The sequence below is a fragment of the Anabaena azotica FACHB-119 genome (genome assembly GCF_014697625.1).
Lineage (GTDB): Bacteria > Cyanobacteriota > Cyanobacteriia > Cyanobacteriales > Nostocaceae > Trichormus > Trichormus azoticus_A.
Genome location: NZ_JACJSG010000038.1, coordinates 22,380 through 40,489, shown reverse-complemented (window position 1 = coordinate 40,489; position 18,110 = coordinate 22,380). Strand labels below are relative to the sequence as shown.

The following is an 18,110-nucleotide window of genomic DNA, read 5'->3' as shown; positions in this document are numbered from 1 at the left end:
TTTAATAAACTATCTTGATGCGTAAGTCCATAAGTCAGGCACATATTTGGATTTATGCCATCTTTTTCAAAGTTTATGAGATGAGCAGGTACAATCCTCAAGTGTCAACTTAGACAGTTCATAAAAGTATGAGCTTGGACTGATAGCTGGTGCTTTTGATACCAAGCATAAGCGTTATCTGCAACTATTTGTCCTGTTGATAAGTTCATCGTTTGTAAATACTTGTCCGCTAACCAATAGTGTTTTCCTGCTTCTAAACCATCAACATCTTGACCTTTATAGGACATACCTATAGGGAGTAATCCATGAGCGCAGTAAGCTGCGAAAATCGTTGATTTTGCCAAGTATTGTGTATGGTAGTTAAAAAAACCTACCAGAGAGTTTAATAATAAGTTGCTGATTTCCTGAGCAGACTTAACTCCCATACAAACAACAGGAATGGCATTGACTGCATCAATTTTATAATCTAGAGGTGGCCCAATATCTAAAATTTCATCAATTTCCAATTCGAGACAAGTTCGCTGCAACGCTAATTGCGAATTCAAATAAACACGAGAACGGGAACCAGGACTGCCAAATACTACCAAACTTCGAGAACGTTCTAATAAAGAGGTGATATGTTTTGGTTCACCTATGTTAGAAAAAACTGGCAAAGCTGGAATTGTCGAGTGTTTTCCTTGACCTAATTTATTAATAATATCAGCATATCCCTGCTTGTTGGTAAGACAGCGATCGCTCAACCGCACCAGACGTGCAGCTAAATTTCTTTGCACTGGCGATGTCCAAAACTGACTTGTCCATATAGAACCAAAAGCATAGAGTTCATGAAACATCGTCACCAATTGTCCCTTAGTTACAGCTTTTCGCCAATACTCCAACCCTTCTACTAACCAAACCGGACAGCCTCGCCTTGCATAACCATAACCTACATAATGCAAGAGAACTGTTGTTGGGTGCTGGTTAGACGGTAGTAATTCTGACAAAGCTGCTCTGGAGCAATCAGCTACTTGTTTAACTGCAAATCCCTCTACAGACGCTTCACCAGACCAATTTGGATCTCCAACTACAAAGTTAATTACTATGCCAAAATCTTGACGCAGTTGCTTGGCTAAATTTAGAGCATAATCTCCAACTCCATCCACAGCAGGGGGTAGACGGGGAACAATAAAAATAATTTGATGATTTAACTGACTCATTATATTTAGTTTGTCTTCATGATTTCGGTAATAAAATTTGTGACCCGAACTACTTGTGTTTCTAGATCAAAATCTGATGGCTGAATGGGTATAGCTTGTTTCTTGATGGCTATCGCTTCATCTGTAACAGTTGCCATCAAATTAGCTAGGGCATCAATATAACATTCTTCCCAAGGTTTAGCCCCTGGTAGCCGCCAAACCCAATCTCCAGCAATATCATATGCCATAGGAATTTGACTTGTAATTACTGGTAATCTCGCTGCTATATATTCACTTAGCTTTGTTGTATAGCGAAAGCTACCAACTGCATCCACACTCTGAGGTAAGCTAGCTACATCCATAGCTGCCATGTAGTCCAGCACTTGCTCATAAGGAACATTACCAGGCAAAAAAATTCGTTTCCCCATATCCTCACCAGCTAATTGCTTTAAATAAGCAAGCCCACTTCCATCCCCCACTACTAAGATGGTGACGTTGTTAGGGTTGATTTTCTGGAAGGCTTTGATTAATTCGTAACCATAGCAGTATTGAAATCGCTCAATCAACACTATTGAACCCAATAATCCAAATACTAGAGAGTCATCAGGAATTCCTAGTTGCTGACGAATGCTCACACGACTATCAGCTAATTGTTCCACAGTGCGAGAAAAATATGCCCAACCCGCAGCAGTTACTCCTTTGGGTGCGCCAAAAGTTAGCGCCCGACCCACTAAGTAAGGTGTCCAACCGATAAACCCAGCGCAAAAGCGGCAGAGCGTTTGTTCATAAACCTTTACGATTGGGACGATGAGCGGATAATTTAAACTAATGAAAGGCGCGATCGCATCCCCACTGCTAACAACATAGGGAATGTGAAAAAACCATTGTAGGAATAAACAAGCCATACCTCCTAAAACTCCAGTACCTTCCATAACTATCAGTCTGGGTTTTGTCTGCAAAGCTTGTTGAATGATGTTAATAAAGCTTTTGAACTTATTAGCTCGTTCAAATGGTACAACTTGCAAACTAAACTTTTGTAAAAGTTTTAATATTCTAGCCTCCTCATTCGATTTTGTACCTTTAGTGGCAAAGACCAAAATTTCAGCACTCTTCATGTGGTTGTTCTCACAGTAATAGATTAATATTAGTGATACACTATACCCCATAAAAAAAGTGATGTCCGTAAGGAATTTAATTGGCTTGCTTTGCGTCAGCAATTGAGCAAAGAATTTGAAATTGAACAGACATTGTTCTCCCCTGTCGGTTGGTTGGGAGGATTTATCAACAGCCAAACATTTTTTATTTGCCGTAATGGAAAATTATAGAAGAGCAAAACCTTGACTAAAAATCGAATACGCTTGGCAATTCTTTGTGATTACCCCGAAGAAAACTGGCCTAGTATGGATTTGTGCGCTCAGATGCTACTCAAGCATTTACAAGCTGAACATGATACAGCTATTCAAGCCATACAGGTATGTCCAACATTTCAAGGGCGTTGTCAAAAAATCCCCTGGTTGAAAAAAAAGCGCTTTACTTACAATACTGACCGCTTACTCAATCGGTTTTGGGACTATCCCCGTTACCTTAGTCAACGGACAGCAGATTTTGATTTATATCATGTTGCTGATCACAGCTATGCCCACCTAGTCCATATCTTGCCACCAGAACGTACAGGTGTATACTGCCACGATATAGATGCTTTTCGTTCATTGCTAGAGCCAGCCCAAGAACCTCGCCCTAGATGGTATCAAGCCATGTCACGCAAAATTTTGCTTGGTCTACAGTCATGTGCTGTTGTATTTTATTCCACCGCAGAAGTAAAAAGGCAAATAGAGCAATATCAACTAGTGGAACCATCACGCCTAGTTTACGCTCCCTATGGTTTTGCTCCAGAATTTAATATTACTACCGAGAACACTAGTCAGACTGACCAAAAAATTTTAGAACAAATAGGTAATGCACCTTTTCTATTACACGTTGGTAGCTGCATCAAGCGCAAACGCATTGACATTCTTTTAGAAGTATTTGCACGAACCAGAACTATTTATCCATCTCTGCGACTCGTCAAAGTCAGTGGGGAGTGGACACAAAGTCAACTGCAACAAATTTCGCAGCTGAATATCGGCGAATCAATAATTTATCTACAAGGTTTACAGCGTTCAACCATAGCAGCCCTTTATCGACGAGCATCAGTAGTGTTATTAACCAGTGAAGCAGAGGGATTTGGCTTACCTGTGATTGAAGCTTTAGCCTGTGGAGCAATTCTCGTTGTTAGCGATATTCCTGTTCTGCGTGAGGTAGGTGGACAAGGAGTATTGTATTGTCCGACGGAAGATATATCAGCTTGGGTAAAGATGCTAGAGCAAGTATTAGCAAAACCAAATCTTGCACCCGCTATTAATTTGCGTTTAGCTGAAGCTGAGAAGTATTCTTGGTCTAACCATACCGAGATTATTGCACAATCATATTTACAGTTAGTTTCTCATCAATAAAACACAAGAAGGACGAATTAAAAACAAAGATTAATCGTGAAAACTATATGAAAATTCTATTTGTGAATCCTATCGGAGCAATTGGTGGTGCGGAGAAAGTATTGCTGACTATCTTTGCTGCGCTCCTAAATACACAACCAAATCTCCAACTATACCTGATTGTAGGTACAGATGGCGCATTAATCAAAGAGTCTGAAAAATTAGGAGTACAGGTCACACTATTGAAATTGCCAGAAGAATTTAATCAATTAGGTGATAGTGCCTTTAAAAGTAGCAATAAAGGTAGTAGTAAAGCTGTCAGCGCATTGATGTTACTACTACAATTAATAAAAGTTTTACCCAGCATAAATAAATATTTTCAAGAATTTCACCAATTAATACATAAAATTAATCCAGATTTAATTCATTCTAATGGTATTAAAACTCACTTATTAACAGCATTTGCTGGAGTAAAGGATACACCTGTTATTTGGCACATCCATGACTTCTACGGCTCACGACCGTTAATGGCAAAACTCTTAAAATGGATAAGCTTTCGCGCGACACTGGGAATAGCTATATCCCAAGCTGTTGCTCAAGATGCCAAAATCACTCTACCTCGGCTACCAATTGAAGTAATTTACAATGCTGTAGACATAAATTACTTCTCCCCTGCTGTTCCCACTACTCCTTGTTCTAACTTTATCCTGAAAGTTGGATTAGTAGCTACATTTGCACGTTGGAAAGGACAGGACATTTTTTTGGAAGCAGCACATCAAATTGTCAAAGCGCATCCGAACTTAAGCGTTCGTTTCTGTATCGTTGGTGGAGCAATTTATAAAACTCGCGGTTCTCAATTTTCCGAACCAGAGTTAAAAAATAAAGCCTCAGATCTGGGAATTACAGAAAGAATTGATTTTATAGGTTTTCAGCAAGATATAGTCAAAATTTACCGTTGGTTAGATATTATAGTTCATGCCAGTACCCAACCAGAACCATTTGGGCTGGCAATAGTGGAAGCAATGGCTTGTGGTAAACCTGTGGTAGTCTCTCAAGCAGGTGGCGCTGCTGAGTTATTTACTCATAATTATGATGCAGTTGGTGTACCACCAAGGGAACCGACTGCTTTAGCAGCAGCGATTTTAGATTTGCTAGAAAACTCGCAAAAACGTCAATTCATTTCTAAAAATGCCAGACATACTGTCACAGAACATTTTAACCATGAACGTTTAGGGCAGCAAATTTTGGCGATTTACTCAGCCTTGAAGCAAGATTAGTAGTGTGTTAAAGTTATCATCTGCCAAGAATGGCAATATCTCAGTTTACTCGGCTTTGCGTCTGGCTAACAAGCGATCGCGTATTCCCACAGGGTGAAAACGCAATATAGACATTTCCCAAAGACTAGCAACGCTCAAAAACCTTTGATTTCGCTGATCTTCAATCAGGTTTTTTGCCGTATCACTAAGATTCAAACTGCCCTCAATAAACCATAAAAATGTATGGGTGTCGAGCATTAGCCTCATGGAGCGTATTCCTCAAAATCCGCCAAAGGCTCATCAAAATCATCTGACATTTTCACTAAACCCCTAGCACTACCAAACTTAGGACGTGCTTCTACACCACCAAGCGGCACAATCTTGAAAGATGTACCATCGCTACGTGTGATGATGACTTCTTCACCAGTAGCCGCTTCTTCAATTAGTTCTGCTAGGCGAGTCTCAGCTTCTTGCAAATTAACTTGGTGCATTTATGAGGGCAATATTTTTCTTGTCTTCGTTTTTTAGTATAGGCTGAAGTTGGGTTCAGTTTTGAGCGATCGCTTTTTCACTCCGCTACTGAGTTTAACTGCAAATTCAACTATCTTTGAGCCAATTCATTCAGGGCTTCATTAATTACCTCATCACTCACACCGTGACGTTTCAAGCTAGCAATCAAAGCTGAAACCGTATCACCCTCTAGACGCTCAAGATCAGATCTGAGTCCTTGTCCAATATAAGCACGAACTAAGGGCTGATAACCAGAGAACCCTAATAATGGTGCTATTCTCTTCAAATCTTCAATTACATCTTCAGGAATGCGAATTGTGATTGTCGTCATCGGACGATTTTTATCTAATCGCTTTTTCAGTGCTTCAGCTTTCATAATATTCTCGCTCCTTGCGTATCGCTTTCCGAGCAAATTCTCTCTGTGTTCTCTGTGTCTCCGTGGTTTAATAAATTATTTTTTACACACAACTTTGTTTATGCTGATTCTAGATGAGCGACGGGAATTTCTTCGGTTCTTTCTGGAGGTTTCGCGCCAGTTGCAACAGCATGAACCGCATGGAGAATATCAGCAGAATAATAGCGATTTCCACAGTTATCACAAATACCTATTGTCACATCTTCAAGAATGACAAATCCATCTCTATGTTTAAATGCTTCACGCTTAACAGTCCGGGGTTGAACGGTTCCTTCGCAATACTCGCATTTATATCCATACATACGCCTAGCCCTCAAGCTCTGTAACTTCATAAACAGTAATAATCAGATAACGTCCACTAGTTGCGAAACGCCCAACAATCCCAACAGGCGTTTGTTGATCTAATGCAGTTCCCACTACTATATATTTTGTGCCTCTTGGATCATCTTTTTCAACCCGGATAACTTGACCTGTAAAAACAGCCTCTTCCACATCCAAAATTGTCAGCATATCCTCAGCCATTTCTTCCATTGCATGGGCTGACATATCATATTGGCGGAGTCTAATCTTTTCTCTAATACGGTCAATATCACTACGAGGCACTTGTTTGTTTTAGTAACATTTTGCTCATTTTACCAAGCCTTAAGTAAAAAATCAGGCTTGGTTAGTATAGGCTGAAGTTGGGTTCAGTTTTGAGCGATCGCTTCACTATCTTAACTTCAGCCAACAACTTTTATTTTGTTCTCTGTACATTATTACTCTGTTGCTGACGCTGGGCAATTTCGATTAGTAATCTTAATGCGTTATTCACTGCTTCATCGTTGGGAAAAGCCTGTGCAACATCGGGATCTAAACGTACTAGGTTCGTTTGTGTCCGATATCGCTCAACATATTTACCTCTAACTCCTCCTTCCATTTGGGCAAAGTCATACTCATAACATAATTCATCTTCCATTTCGTTTTCAACTTCCTTCTTCATGAAACTTTCTCTCTTTGCGGGTGCTGATAATTATTATGTACGGATACATTCACCTATTACTTTTTACTTCCTCAATTACAGCTTCAATATCTATGACTTGCGCGACGCTTCCATAAATAGCAATAGTCACTTCAACAATACTTTGCGATTGATTAGACAGGTCTTTTATTATTTGATTTAATATTATTTTTAATGCTTCTATGGCTGAAAATCCTCCGGCTCCAGTACCAAGCAAAGGAAAAGCAATACATCGATAACTAGCTCTACTTGCTTTTTCTAAGCTAGTGTGTATGACCTGCTGGATTACTTCTTTAGAAGGCCCTTTGCCAGTGTCAAAATCGATAACCACTCCATGAAATACCTTGCTTGCCGATAGTTTACCTGCTGTTGTAACTACAACTTCGCCCAATGAGAGAGGAACTAATTTCTGAGCTTCTGTATATATTTCGTTACCCCCTTCACAACGGATTCTGTAAGATACACCTCCTCCCATTGTTAAATAACTGTCATCTGAACTGACAACAACATCTGTTATAAGATTGGTAATATCACCATGATAAATTTTAATTAATCTACCATTTATAGCTAATTCTCCTATAAATAAGCCTCCCATCTCATATTGATTTATTCTTTTAAATGTTATTAGTTTTGAAAATTCCGATTCGCTAATTACTTGATTTTTGAAATTATTAATTAATTCGCGTAATTCTCTTGTTTCATTTTCTTGACGATGCAATTGTATAGTATATTCATCTATTATTTTTTGTAGCTTTCCGCTATCTTCCTTATTTTCATTATAGCGATTTCGAGCTAACTCTAATTCACCTACAAGCGTTTGAATTAGCTGATTTTTATCTTGAATAAGCTTTTCTGCTTCTTGTTCAGGTTGGGAGGTAGCTTGATTAATTGCAACTTTTAAAGTTTCTAAATTGTCCTTTTGAGCTTTCAGAGCGTACTGTTGACTTTGTATTATTTGCTCCTCAAGTGCAACATAAGCTTTAGGATCTTCTTGCCTTAGTTTTTGTTTAATTTCGGCAAGTTTATTTTCAAATATTTGATTTTCTAGTTCTTGCTGCCGTCGAATAGGATCAACGTTAATACCTCCCGATATTATTTCTATAAATGAATAAGATATTTGCCCAATTCTATAAGAGTTATTATTCTGTGGTAAATCTTTGGTACTCTTCCAAATAACATATAGTAAAGTGACACTAATAAATAAGATTAACCAACCGAAAACAACCCCAAATAGATAGCCTTTAAAAAAATCATACTTGTCAGTTTCCAAAATAAATTTATCTAGAAGTGGACTAACTACACCGCCACCAACTACTATTAGTAAACCTCTATAACGCTGAGAATCTGAAAGTTTTTTGCTACCAGTAGAAGCTCTCCACCCATCAAGGTAGAAAATCATGCCTGCAATTATTCCAATTAAAAAAGAAATAGTTGATATTTCGGGTATCATAATTTATTTAATAGATGTTTTCTGCCTGGGTGAGCAAATTATAACAGCACTCAGTATAGCCAACAAAAAAGCCTGCATCCGCAGGCTTTTTATTAATTCAGTAATTTTACTTACCTTTTCGCTAACTTCTTCGCCATCTTTCTTAAACGAATAGATTGAGGTGTTACTTCCACCAACTCATCGGGGCCGATGTACTCTAACGCCCGTTCGAGACTCATTTCTACAGGTGCTTGCAACTGAACTAACTCATCGCCACCGGAGGCGCGGTGGTTGGTTAACTGCTTGGTTTTGCAAACGTTTAATTCCAAGTCTTGGGGACGGTTGTGTTCACCCACAATCATACCCTTGTACACTTTAGTACCAGGAGTGATGAAGAACAAACCTCTATCTTCTGCGTTCTTCATGGCGTAGAAAGTAGAAACACCTTCTTCAAAAGCAATTAATACACCTTTGTTCCGGGCTTCAATCTCACCACAAAGCGGACGATAATCTAAGAAGCTGTGGTTCATGATACCTTCGCCACGGGTCATCCGCATAAATTCACCACGGAAACCAATCAAACCACGGGCGGGAATGACAAACTCTAACTGAGTACGGTTGCTAACCCCTGGCTGCATATCCTGCATTTCGCCTTTGCGTTGTCCTAAACGTTCAATACAGCTACCAACTGCATCGGAAGGAACGTCTAACACTAACAATTCATAAGGTTCGCATGGTTGACCGTTGACTTCGCGGTAAATTACCTGTGGCTGAGATACTTGGAACTCGTAACCCTCACGGCGCATGGTTTCGATTAAGATACCCAGGTGGAGTTCACCACGACCGGAGACGAGGAATTTATCGGGGGAGTCGGTTTCTTCTACGCGCAGGGCGACGTTAGTTTCTAGTTCGCGGAATAGGCGATCGCGCACTTGTCTAGATGTCACCAGTTTACCTTCTTGACCTGCAAAGGGCGAATCATTCACCCAGAAGGTCATCTGCAAGGTAGGCTCATCTACTTTAATTAATGGTAATGCTTGGGGTTCGTTGGGGTCGGTGATTGTTTCCCCGATGTTAGCATCAGCGAAACCAGCCACAGCCACAATCAGACCTGCGGAGGCTTCTTCTAATTCCACCCGCTTGAGTCCTTCAAAACCCAACAACTTACTAATTTTTGCCTTGACAATTGCACCACTTTCTGTTACCAAAGCAGCCTGTTGTCCGCTACGAATTGTGCCGTTGTGGATTCTCCCAATCACAATCCGTCCCAGATATTCAGAATAATCTAGGGTGGTGACTTGCAATTGCAGAGGCTTAGTAGCATCACCTACTGGGGGTGGAACGTGGCGTAAAATTGCATCAAATAAAGGCTGCATATCCTTGGGTTCCTCTTCCAAGGATTCTTTTGCATAACCAGACAAACCAGAGGCGAACAGATAAGGGAAATCACACTGGTCATCATCTGCGCCTAATTCCAAGAACAGATCCAATACTTTATCAATAGCACCGTGGGGTTCTGCTTGGGGACGGTCGATTTTGTTGACCACAACGATAGGACGTAGACCTTTTTCCAGGGCTTTTTTCAACACAAAGCGAGTCTGGGGCATGGGGCCTTCGTTAGCATCAACAATCAGGATACAACCGTCAACCATGCCGAGTACCCGTTCAACTTCGCCACCGAAGTCAGCGTGTCCGGGGGTATCAATAATATTGATTAGGGTTTCTTTATAGCGAACGGCTGTATTCTTCGCCAGAATCGTAATTCCTCTTTCCCGTTCTAGGTCATTGGAGTCCATAACGCAATCCGGAACGTCTTCACCTTCTCGGAAAATGCCGGACTGTCTCAGAAGTGCATCAACCAAGGTGGTCTTGCCGTGGTCAACGTGGGCGATAATGGCGACGTTACGAATTGGGAGCGTCATAGAGGCTTTTAGTGAGTCTAGGGGGAATTTTACAATTTACATTTAGGTCAAGGCTGTTTTAACAGAATCGGGGATGTTAAGCAAATTCTGTAAAGAAGCTTTAATAATTCTAGCGTAATTGTCACAATTCTAGTGGGCTTTATCAATGCAGCTTTTTTCCAGCATCATGCACTTCCAGGCATTTATTTGCAGAATAGACCAAATATATAGTGATTATTTGCACCTTAGCCCCATTTACGGTTAGTTTACTCAAATTTAGGACAAGTGCGTTAGCGTTCGCGTAGCGTCTCGTAGAGAAGCTTTGCCGTTCGCGGTAGCGTCTCTGAAAGAGAAGGCATCGCCTGTATCCTAAAATAAAATCATGGAAGCACAACCGTGAGAAGTTCGACGTTACATAACCCCTGATGGCCAGATTCCTTTTGATGAGTGGTTTTTCACTCTCAGAGGTTGTTTATAAAGTAAAAATAAAATTACTGTAGGGTGTGTTAGGCGCTTATTTTCGATATGATTGGTCACTAAAAAACTATCCTAACGCCTAACACACCATCTATGCGGGGGTGCGTTACGGCTAAATTTCAACGTCTTTTTGTCTCAAATCTTTTCATAGCCGTAACACACCCTACTGGACTGGCAAGGCTAAAATGTGGCAATAGGTTTGGATAAATTTGAACGCAGATGAACGCAGATGAACGCAGATGAACAAGATGATAGATTTTTCGCTAATGCACAAGTTTAGGCTTGCCACGCCACTAGTGGACTGTCTAGACTAAATTTGTGCATTAGCCAACTCTTGTGGGATGGGCATCTTGCCCGTCCAGTGCAGGCAAGATGCCTACACCACAAGAAAATTTTTTGCAACATTTTAGCCTTGCCACGCCACTACTTAAGATTTACTACAATTGTGCTTCTTTTGTGCGGCGGGGATAAAAGCACTCAAGAACAAGAGATTTCCCAAGCTATAGAATACTGGACTGATTATAGGAGTTAAACTTATGCCTAAGAGCTTACCTTATCATGATTTTCTCATTGCCCGTCTTCAAGATCCAAATTATGCGGCTGGGTATTTGGAAACACATATGGAATTAGAAGCCGGAGAAGAACCCGATCCTAGACTGCTTAAATTAGCACTAAGTCATGTAGCTGAAGCACTTAGCGAACAAAATATGACTCCTGAACAAGCTAAACAGCATCGAGAAAAACTAGATGAGTTGTTATCTCAAACAGGAAGCGAAGCAATTTATAATTTGGGTAGTTGGTTAAATGCTTTAGGATTAAAACTTACTGTGGCTGTTGTTGAAAACGCAGATAATCATTTTACTAATACTGCTGATCAATCTGAATTGACTGTATAGTTAATTATTTCACCTTCAACCAACTAAAAATATCTGCTGTTGTTATTTGCCAATCTGCTAATACATCAACGGTATAAGGTTTGCCGTTAGGAGTTGAGTTTTGTATGAAGGACTAAAGTCCTTACTACGAACTCAATTACAATAATTTTGCTAATGCTAATGTAAACCCTGGTACAATATCTTCACCACTTAAGATGGCTGTGGCTGGATATTGGGTAACTGAACCATCTTGACGATAAACTAAAGCTTGTCGATTTTTACTATCAATTAACCATCCTAACTTGACACCGTTGGTAATATATTCTTCCATCTTGGTTTTGAGTTTGGATAAGCTGTCATTTTTGGAGCGAATTTCTATTACAAAGTCAGGCGCTAAATTGATAAACTTATCCTCTTGCTGATCCCAATTTTCTGGTAAGCGTCCTTTAGCAACGAAAGCTGCATCAGGCGATCGCACCGCAGAATTAGCTAGTCTAAAACCAGTACTCGGCCCAAAAACTTCACCTAAATCTTGACTGTCTACCCAAGTCATTAAAAAAGTTACGGCTTTCGCCTCTCGATTACCAGAAATTCCCCCGGTTGGTGGCATAGTTTCTATAGTTCCATCAGCGTTACGTTCAAACCTCAGTTCTGGGTTTTGTGAACTCATCAACATCAATTCTTCATCAGTGACAGTATAGAAAGACTGCACCGTTATTTGTTTGCTGTTCATGATGATGTTATGAGAAGTTGGAAAGTTATTCCCATTGTATGCTGAGGAAAATCGCTATAATTTTTTAACTGTGGCACGATAAAGTAGTCTGTCGCCCTGACAATAGCCGAGGTGGGTGACTATAACTGTTTCACCAGGCTGTGCTGTTCCGCCTTTTAATTGATGCAGTTGCGGATCATAAGGTATCTCCGCGCCTACAGATGCGATCGCCTCTATCCCCCAAGCTTGTAATAATTTTTGTAAAGAATTTTGTACTAATGGCACAATTTTCACAGCCGCTAATTGATGATCATCTTGCGCTTTCTTAGCGGCTGTCGGCCATTGCAATAATAAAGTTTCCAGCAATTGTAAACTCGACTGCTGGAACTCTTGCCGTAATATTTCTCGCTGCTGTTGTAGTTGAAGCTGCGATCGCTCATACTCTCTTTTTAAGTCAGCGATTTCTTGGGGACTGGAGACTGGGGAGGGTTCGATATCTGATTCTAGAAAAGTTGATAATAATTGGCTCAAGGGTATTTGTAGTGCCTTTGATAGCTTTAATAGTATATCCAAGCGCATCTGTTCTAGCTTGCCTTGACGCAGGCGCAACACTTGATACTCGGAAACGCTAGCTTGGCGACTCAAAGCTTTAAAACTAGAAATACCTGCCTGTTGCATTAAATTTTGCAACTTTTGAGAAAAATCAGACATACGAGATTGAAGAAACAAGAGGGAAAAAGGAAAAGGGGAAAGGGTAACTTCTACCCTTTCTCCCCCACCTCTGGGTTCCCCTCCTTGGAGGGGTTAGGGGTGGGTTACTCCCTCTTATTCTTCCAGCAAACTTCTCAACATCCAAGCAGTTTTTTCATGCACCTGCATCCGTTGAGTTAGTAAATCTGCCGTGGGTTCGTCGTTGACTTCATCTACCACAGGAAAAATAGAACGTGCTGTTCTCACAACAGCTTCCTGTCCTTCCACTAGCAAGCGAATCATTTCCTTAGCTTTGGGAACCCCTGGAGTTTCAGGAATTGAACTCAGTTTGGCATATTCGCTGTAAGTCCCTGGTGCTGGATAACCAAGCGCTCTAATTCTTTCAGCAATTAAATCCACTGCTAGAGCTAATTCTGTATACTGTGTTTCAAACATGAGGTGCAGTGTTTGAAACATTGGCCCTGTCACGTTCCAATGAAAATTATGTGTTTTCAAATAAAGTGTATAGGTGTCAGCCAACAGGCGAGACAACCCCTCGGCGATTTTAGCCCGATTCGCGTCATCAATGCCGATATTTACATTATTAATTGTTCCTTGAGATGCCATAAATGTCTCCTAATTGAGTAATTATTAATTGGGGAAGGGGGAAGGGGGAAAGGGGAAAGGGGAAAGGGGAAAGGGAAAATATTGCTCCTCTGCCCCTCTGCTCCCTCATCTCCCCCACTCTCCACTCCCTATTCTCTACGCTAGGTGCATCTTCAAAACACTACGCGGAGCTTTGCGAACTCTCGCTAAAATGGTTTCTTTACCTAAACGTTGGCAGGCTTCATATCTATGGCAACCAGAAAAGCCATAATATTGTCCATCTACTTCGAGAACGTCTATGGGTTCCTGTTGTCCAATTGCGGCGATCGATTCCATTAGGGCTTGTACTTTATGGGGATCGTTGCCACGGGGCAATGGTCGCCGAATTTGATTTAACGGAATTTCTTGTACCCTAACCATGAGGTGTAAACTCAATTAATTCTGTTTCGTATCTCTATATAAATCATAGTCATAATGACTTCGTTTTGCAACTTTTTTGAGAGCAAAACCGGAAAGGGTATTATTTGGAGCGTTCATGCGACAAAACCACGAATTTATAGAGCAATTCCCCCCAGATCAGCGCCACAGCACAAAGAAAAAGCATTACAAAGCCGTCAAACATCCGTTCTGGCGTTTTTCCTATCCAGTATTGATGACATTCTGCTTGTTGGGATTGACAGGCGCATCAGCTACTGAAGATAGGATTAAAGATTTAGAACTGAAAATTGGCATTGTGCAACGATTTGGGGAACAACCCAAAGCTAAATTGCAAATAGAACCAACAACAGGCGATCGCTTAAAACTCAAGTTTGCCGAAGGGGACAAAGAGCGGATATTGCTTACAGACAAACCCGTCAAGCTAGAAACAGTCATGCAAGCCTTGCCCAAACCAACAATTGAAGAGGTTGTAGTTTTGGGTACATATCGTACCTACGAAATGGCAGAAAACAGTGCTGAAAATTGGCGTAAGCAGGGAATAGAGGTGGAAATAGCCCAGCCAGAACGTTGGCAGGTTTGGGCAAAACGGGATGTCTATAAAACTCCCTTGCTACGACGCTTATTATTTGGCAGCGTTAAAGCTGGAGGTAATAATTTAGCATATATTGATACTAGGGTACTGCCAAAAGTGCCGCTAGTTAGTTGGGTAGTTGATGGTAAGCGCTACAACCCAAACACCGTAGAGATTACCACAGCTAAAAACCTAATTCGGTTGAGAAAAGGTGAAAAATTAGATACATCCCGACTGTATGCTGGGCGGATTAATGTTCAACCCAACGCTTATGGTACATACACCCTTGTCAATAAGGTTTCATTAGAAACATATTTGCGTGGCGTTGTTCCTTACGAAATTGGCACTAACGCCCCAACAGCCTCAGTAGAAGCCCAAGCCATTCTGGCAAGGACTTACGCCTTAAGAAATTTACGTAGATTTGCTATAGATAATTATCAGTTGTGTGCTGATACCCACTGCCAGGTTTATTACGGACTGGGCGGTACAAACGCCAAAATAGATCAAGCGATCGCCGCAACTAGGGGTATGGTACTTACCTATAATAATGAACTAATAGATGCACTTTATTCATCTACCACAGGTGGGATTACTGCCTCCTTTAGCGATGTTTGGAATGGCGAGGATCGACCTTATCTGCGCCCGGTAGTAGATGCGCCCACCAACGTTTGGGACTTTTCTAAACAAAATTTAAAAGATGAAAAGAACTTCCAGAAATTTATTAGCCTGCAACAGGGATTCAATGAAAGTAGCTGGGATGTGTTTCGTTGGTATAAAGAAACATCATTGGACAGAATTATCAAAGACTTACAGAAGTTTTTACGGGCAAAAAATAGCCCTTATGCCAAATTCAAAACTATTGAGGCAATGGCTATCACCGAGCGTAGTCCAAGCGGACGTATTCTAGAACTAGCAGTCAGAACAGATATTGGTGTATTTACCTTACATAAAGACGAAGTTCGTAGTGCCTTTGCTGCCCCCGTAAGTACACTTTTTTACCTAGTACCCCTCAACAAAGGCAAAGAAGATTTATGGGGATTTGCTTTCATTGGTGGCGGCTTAGGACATGGCGTTGGTTTGAGTCAGACTGGCGCACAAAATCTAGCAAAACTAGGTTGGTCTAGCTCCAAAATTCTGCAATTTTACTATCCTGGTACAAAACTGCAACCTCTCAGCGAGGAAATCAAGTTTTAATTGAGGGACTGGGGACTGGGGACTGGGGACTGGGGACTGAGGAAGGGGGAAAGGGGAAAGGGAAAGGGGAAAGGGGAAAGACTATCTCCCCTGCTCCTCTGCTCCCCCACTCCCTCATCTCCCCACCTATGGTATCCATCAGAAATTGTTTATCACCCCTGGCTGCTCTTAGGTGGTATTACTCTGAATATCTACATGGCAATATAGGAGAATAAATTGCATACAATTCTTATTATTTAAATAAATCATTTACTTGTATGACTATATTGCAACCCTCTCCGTTTCTAGGCAAAAAGGATACTCGGACTGTAGGCAAGGGTTTTCAGTCAGTATTTTTAATTATATTTACCCTGTTGATGACTGCTGGCATCAGTGCGCGGTTAGTGTACTTGCAAATTATCGAAGGTTCCAAGTTCAAGCAAAAAGCCGAATCAAATCGGGTGCGCGTAATTCCTAAACAACCAGAAAGAGGAAATATTTTTGACCGCCACGGTAAGCTGTTGGCTAGCACAAGGTATCCTCGTTCTGTCTACCTTTGGCCGATGGCGCATACCAAACCCTCCTGGTCAGTTGTCGGGCCGAGATTGGCGGCAATTTTAGACATTCCTCAAGCAGATATTGAACAAAAATTAGCAGAGGCTGGTGCTAACTCTTCTTCACTTATTCGTATTGCCCGTAATCTTGATGAAGCCCAAATTACAGCGATCAAAGAATATCAAAATGAACTGACAGATGTAGAAATACATACAGAAGCTGTTCGCTATTATCCTCACGGTAAAGAATTAGCTCATGTGTTGGGTTATACACGAGAACTGACGGCTGAACAATTAAAAGCTAGGAAAGCTGAGGGTTATCGTTTGGGTGATGTGATTGGTCAAATGGGTGTGGAAAAAGCCTATGAGAAATTATTGCGGGGTGAATGGGGCGGTCAACAAGTAGAAGTGGATGGGGCTGGTAGACCATTACGTGTGTTAGGGGAGAAGCAAGCCAAAGCGGGTAATGATATACACTTAACTATAGATTTGGATATGCAGAAGGCGGCGGAAAAAGCTTTAGGCGATCGCAATGGTACGATCATTGCCATTGACCCGAAAAATGGTGCTGTCTTGGCGATGGTGTCGCACCCCACCTTCGACCCCAATATTTTCTCTAAGCAAAAACTCAGCCAAAAAGACTGGGAATCTGTACAAGGTGAAGACCATCCCCTAGTTAATCGGGCTTTAAGTGCATTTCCTCCCGCCAGCACCTTCAAAATTGTCACTAAGACGGCTGGGTTAGAATCAGGAAAATTTGCCCCCAACACAATATTGCCAACCTACGGTTCCTTAACTATTGGTGGAACTCGCTTTGGTGAATGGAATCACGCAGGCTTCGGCCCGTTGGGTTTTGTTGGGGCGATGCAGTGGAGTAGTGATACATTCTTCTATCAAATTGGTAGGGGAGTCGGCGGCCCCACCTTAATCGAATGGACGCGCAAATATGGTTTTGGTCAAAGAACAGGTTTTGAATTTGTCTCTGAAGAATCTAGAGGTTTAGTACCCGATGAGAAATGGAAACAGAAAGCCTGGAAAATGCCCTGGACTATAGGCGACACCATTAATATGTCGATTGGTCAAGGTGCTTTATTAACTACGCCTTTACAAGTTGCTGTCATGTTTGCCGTACCCGCCAATGGCGGCTACCGTGTCCAACCACATTTACTTAAAGATAATGAAGAAGCCAAAAACTGGCGAGAACCTGTAAAGATGAAGCCAACAACCATCAAACTTTTACGTGAAGGTTTACGTAAAGTAGTTTCTGACGGTACAGGCAAAGTATTAAATCAGCCAACAATTCCCCCAGTCGCCGGGAAAAGCGGCACAGCCGAAGCCTGGAAGCGTGGAGTAAAACAAAATCATGCTTGGTTCGGTGCTTATGCGCCTGCTGATAAACCAGAAATTCTCATTGTTGCCTTTGCCGAACATTCTGGTGGCGGTGGTGGTAGCGTGGCTGCGCCGATGATCCTACAAGTGATGGAAGACTACTTCCAACGCAAATATCCCGGTAAGTATCAAAAACCAGCCAAATAATAGGAGGGAACAGGTGACAGGTGACAGGTGAAAGGTGACAGGGGATAGGGGACAGGTGACAGGTGACAGAGATAAAACAAACAGCTTGACCCTTTGTTTGAACTGAATAGCACTTTTCACCTAAATGAAACGTGAGTTCGATGAACCTCTCCCTCCCAACCTCCCTCTCCTACAAGGAGAGGGAGGAGAAACGAAAAAATCACCAAGCCCCGTTGGGGCGGGGTGTAGGGTGTGGGGTTGCAGGATCGAGACAGCCCCAACAACCAGTGGGTCAGAAGCCCCACCCTTTGAGGGTGATTGCATTGGAATTCGTCAGAATCCTCT

General features: G+C 41.5%; 19 protein-coding genes and 1 pseudogene. 6 read left to right on the top strand and 14 right to left on the bottom strand.

From position 1 onward, the window contains the following. Positions 1–104 precede the first annotated feature (104 nt). Both H6G83_RS24080 and H6G83_RS24075 read right to left on the bottom strand, forming a co-directional pair. The gene (locus tag H6G83_RS24080; protein WP_190476597.1) at positions 105–1,196 is read right to left on the bottom strand and encodes a glycosyltransferase family 1 protein; all 1,092 of its coding nucleotides are present in this window, start codon (positions 1,194–1,196) and stop codon (positions 105–107) included. A 5-nt stretch (positions 1,197–1,201) separates the two neighbouring features. Next, positions 1,202–2,290, bottom strand: coding sequence for a glycosyltransferase (locus H6G83_RS24075; protein WP_190476595.1), 1,089 nt, complete (start codon positions 2,288–2,290; stop codon positions 1,202–1,204). A 222-nt stretch (positions 2,291–2,512) separates the two neighbouring features. On the opposite strand from H6G83_RS24075, the gene H6G83_RS24070 reads away from it, so the two are divergent. Both H6G83_RS24070 and H6G83_RS24065 read left to right on the top strand, forming a co-directional pair. Further along, the gene (locus tag H6G83_RS24070; protein WP_242044775.1) at positions 2,513–3,667 is read left to right on the top strand and encodes a glycosyltransferase; all 1,155 of its coding nucleotides are present in this window, start codon (positions 2,513–2,515) and stop codon (positions 3,665–3,667) included. 47 nt (positions 3,668–3,714) lie between these two features. Next, complete coding sequence (locus tag H6G83_RS24065) at positions 3,715–4,923, top strand: glycosyltransferase family 4 protein (RefSeq protein WP_190476593.1); 1,209 nt, start codon at positions 3,715–3,717, stop codon at positions 4,921–4,923. Positions 4,924–4,968: 45 nt separating this feature from the next. Here H6G83_RS24065 and H6G83_RS24060 read toward each other — a convergent pair whose 3' ends face one another. The 8 genes from H6G83_RS24060 to typA form a co-directional block, all read right to left on the bottom strand. Beyond that, on the bottom strand, positions 4,969–5,169 hold the full coding sequence (locus H6G83_RS24060; protein WP_242044774.1) for a type II toxin-antitoxin system VapC family toxin: 201 nt from the start codon (positions 5,167–5,169) through the stop codon (positions 4,969–4,971). Further along, positions 5,166–5,393, bottom strand: a complete 228-nt coding sequence (locus H6G83_RS24055) for a type II toxin-antitoxin system Phd/YefM family antitoxin (protein WP_190476591.1) — start codon at positions 5,391–5,393, stop codon at positions 5,166–5,168. The genes H6G83_RS24060 and H6G83_RS24055 overlap by 4 nt, the downstream gene beginning before the upstream one ends. 110 nt (positions 5,394–5,503) lie before the next feature. Further along, the gene (locus H6G83_RS24050; RefSeq protein WP_190476589.1) at positions 5,504–5,788 is read right to left on the bottom strand and encodes a hypothetical protein; all 285 of its coding nucleotides are present in this window, start codon (positions 5,786–5,788) and stop codon (positions 5,504–5,506) included. 98 nt (positions 5,789–5,886) lie between these two features. Next, positions 5,887–6,129 carry a YgiT-type zinc finger protein gene (locus H6G83_RS24045; protein ID WP_190476588.1) on the bottom strand — a complete coding sequence of 81 codons (243 nt, stop codon included), beginning with the start codon at positions 6,127–6,129 and terminating at the stop codon, positions 5,887–5,889. A 4-nt stretch (positions 6,130–6,133) separates the two neighbouring features. Then, on the bottom strand, positions 6,134–6,430 hold the full coding sequence (locus H6G83_RS24040) for a DUF4258 domain-containing protein (RefSeq protein WP_190476586.1): 297 nt from the start codon (positions 6,428–6,430) through the stop codon (positions 6,134–6,136). Positions 6,431–6,560: 130 nt separating this feature from the next. Then, positions 6,561–6,806, bottom strand: a complete 246-nt coding sequence (locus H6G83_RS24035; protein WP_190476584.1) for a hypothetical protein — start codon at positions 6,804–6,806, stop codon at positions 6,561–6,563. Positions 6,807–6,855: 49 nt separating this feature from the next. Continuing rightward, the gene (locus H6G83_RS24030; RefSeq protein ID WP_190476573.1) at positions 6,856–8,274 is read right to left on the bottom strand and encodes a macro domain-containing protein; all 1,419 of its coding nucleotides are present in this window, start codon (positions 8,272–8,274) and stop codon (positions 6,856–6,858) included. A gap of 110 nt (positions 8,275–8,384) precedes the next feature. Beyond that, positions 8,385–10,175 carry a translational GTPase TypA gene (gene typA / locus H6G83_RS24025; protein ID WP_190476571.1) on the bottom strand — a complete coding sequence of 597 codons (1,791 nt, stop codon included), beginning with the start codon at positions 10,173–10,175 and terminating at the stop codon, positions 8,385–8,387. A gap of 892 nt (positions 10,176–11,067) precedes the next feature. Between typA and H6G83_RS35510 the strand changes: the two are divergent. Next, a pseudogene (locus tag H6G83_RS35510) lies at positions 11,068–11,163 on the top strand (type II toxin-antitoxin system RelE/ParE family toxin); the annotation flags it as partial. Positions 11,164–11,167: 4 nt separating this feature from the next. Then, positions 11,168–11,527, top strand: coding sequence for a helix-turn-helix domain-containing transcriptional regulator (locus tag H6G83_RS24020; protein ID WP_190476569.1), 360 nt, complete (start codon positions 11,168–11,170; stop codon positions 11,525–11,527). Positions 11,528–11,663: 136 nt separating this feature from the next. On the opposite strand, the gene H6G83_RS24015 is transcribed toward H6G83_RS24020, so the two are convergent. The 4 genes from H6G83_RS24015 to H6G83_RS24000 all read right to left on the bottom strand — a co-directional run bounded on the left by H6G83_RS24015 (position 11,664) and on the right by H6G83_RS24000 (position 13,934). Further along, positions 11,664–12,239 (bottom strand): Uma2 family endonuclease, encoded by a 576-nt coding sequence (locus H6G83_RS24015; RefSeq protein ID WP_190476567.1) that lies wholly within the window; start codon positions 12,237–12,239, stop codon positions 11,664–11,666. Between the two features lie 54 nt (positions 12,240–12,293). Further along, positions 12,294–12,929: a nucleotide exchange factor GrpE gene (gene grpE, locus H6G83_RS24010; protein ID WP_190476564.1), complete on the bottom strand. Its 636-nt coding sequence runs from the start codon at positions 12,927–12,929 to the stop codon at positions 12,294–12,296. 114 nt (positions 12,930–13,043) lie between these two features. Beyond that, positions 13,044–13,535: a Dps family protein gene (locus tag H6G83_RS24005; protein WP_190476562.1), complete on the bottom strand. Its 492-nt coding sequence runs from the start codon at positions 13,533–13,535 to the stop codon at positions 13,044–13,046. 135 nt (positions 13,536–13,670) lie between these two features. Further along, entirely contained in the window at positions 13,671–13,934 is a 264-nt protein-coding gene (locus H6G83_RS24000; protein WP_190476560.1) for a ParB N-terminal domain-containing protein, read from the bottom strand. Between the two features lie 115 nt (positions 13,935–14,049). Here H6G83_RS24000 and H6G83_RS23995 point away from each other — a divergent pair, with 115 nt between their 5' ends. After that, positions 14,050–15,717, top strand: coding sequence for a SpoIID/LytB domain-containing protein (locus H6G83_RS23995; RefSeq protein ID WP_190476558.1), 1,668 nt, complete (start codon positions 14,050–14,052; stop codon positions 15,715–15,717). A gap of 257 nt (positions 15,718–15,974) precedes the next feature. After that, a complete protein-coding gene (gene mrdA / locus H6G83_RS23990; RefSeq protein ID WP_190476556.1) occupies positions 15,975–17,786 on the top strand; it encodes a penicillin-binding protein 2 in 1,812 nt (603 codons plus the stop codon). The last annotated feature ends 324 nt before the right edge of the window (positions 17,787–18,110 follow it).

Bases quoted from the DNA above. Each gene is read 5' to 3' on its own strand.
- H6G83_RS24020 (WP_190476569.1), top strand. From the start codon at position 11,168: ATGCCTAAGAGCTTACCTTATCATGATTTTCTCATTGCCCGTCTTCAA.
- H6G83_RS24065 (WP_190476593.1), top strand. From the start codon at position 3,715: ATGAAAATTCTATTTGTGAATCCTATCGGAGCAATTGGTGGTGCGGAG.
- grpE (WP_190476564.1), bottom strand. From the start codon at position 12,929: ATGTCTGATTTTTCTCAAAAGTTGCAAAATTTAATGCAACAGGCAGGT.
- H6G83_RS24075 (WP_190476595.1), bottom strand. From the start codon at position 2,290: ATGAAGAGTGCTGAAATTTTGGTCTTTGCCACTAAAGGTACAAAATCG.
- H6G83_RS23995 (WP_190476558.1), top strand. From the start codon at position 14,050: ATGCGACAAAACCACGAATTTATAGAGCAATTCCCCCCAGATCAGCGC.
- H6G83_RS24060 (WP_242044774.1), bottom strand. From the start codon at position 5,169: ATGAGGCTAATGCTCGACACCCATACATTTTTATGGTTTATTGAGGGC.
- H6G83_RS24045 (WP_190476588.1), bottom strand. From the start codon at position 6,129: ATGTATGGATATAAATGCGAGTATTGCGAAGGAACCGTTCAACCCCGG.
- H6G83_RS24005 (WP_190476562.1), bottom strand. From the start codon at position 13,535: ATGGCATCTCAAGGAACAATTAATAATGTAAATATCGGCATTGATGAC.
- mrdA (WP_190476556.1), top strand. From the start codon at position 15,975: ATGACTATATTGCAACCCTCTCCGTTTCTAGGCAAAAAGGATACTCGG.
- H6G83_RS24030 (WP_190476573.1), bottom strand. From the start codon at position 8,274: ATGATACCCGAAATATCAACTATTTCTTTTTTAATTGGAATAATTGCA.
- H6G83_RS24080 (WP_190476597.1), bottom strand. From the start codon at position 1,196: ATGAGTCAGTTAAATCATCAAATTATTTTTATTGTTCCCCGTCTACCC.
- H6G83_RS24050 (WP_190476589.1), bottom strand. From the start codon at position 5,788: ATGAAAGCTGAAGCACTGAAAAAGCGATTAGATAAAAATCGTCCGATG.
- H6G83_RS24055 (WP_190476591.1), bottom strand. From the start codon at position 5,393: ATGCACCAAGTTAATTTGCAAGAAGCTGAGACTCGCCTAGCAGAACTA.
- H6G83_RS24015 (WP_190476567.1), bottom strand. From the start codon at position 12,239: ATGAACAGCAAACAAATAACGGTGCAGTCTTTCTATACTGTCACTGAT.
- typA (WP_190476571.1), bottom strand. From the start codon at position 10,175: ATGACGCTCCCAATTCGTAACGTCGCCATTATCGCCCACGTTGACCAC.
- H6G83_RS24000 (WP_190476560.1), bottom strand. From the start codon at position 13,934: ATGGTTAGGGTACAAGAAATTCCGTTAAATCAAATTCGGCGACCATTG.
- H6G83_RS24035 (WP_190476584.1), bottom strand. From the start codon at position 6,806: ATGAAGAAGGAAGTTGAAAACGAAATGGAAGATGAATTATGTTATGAG.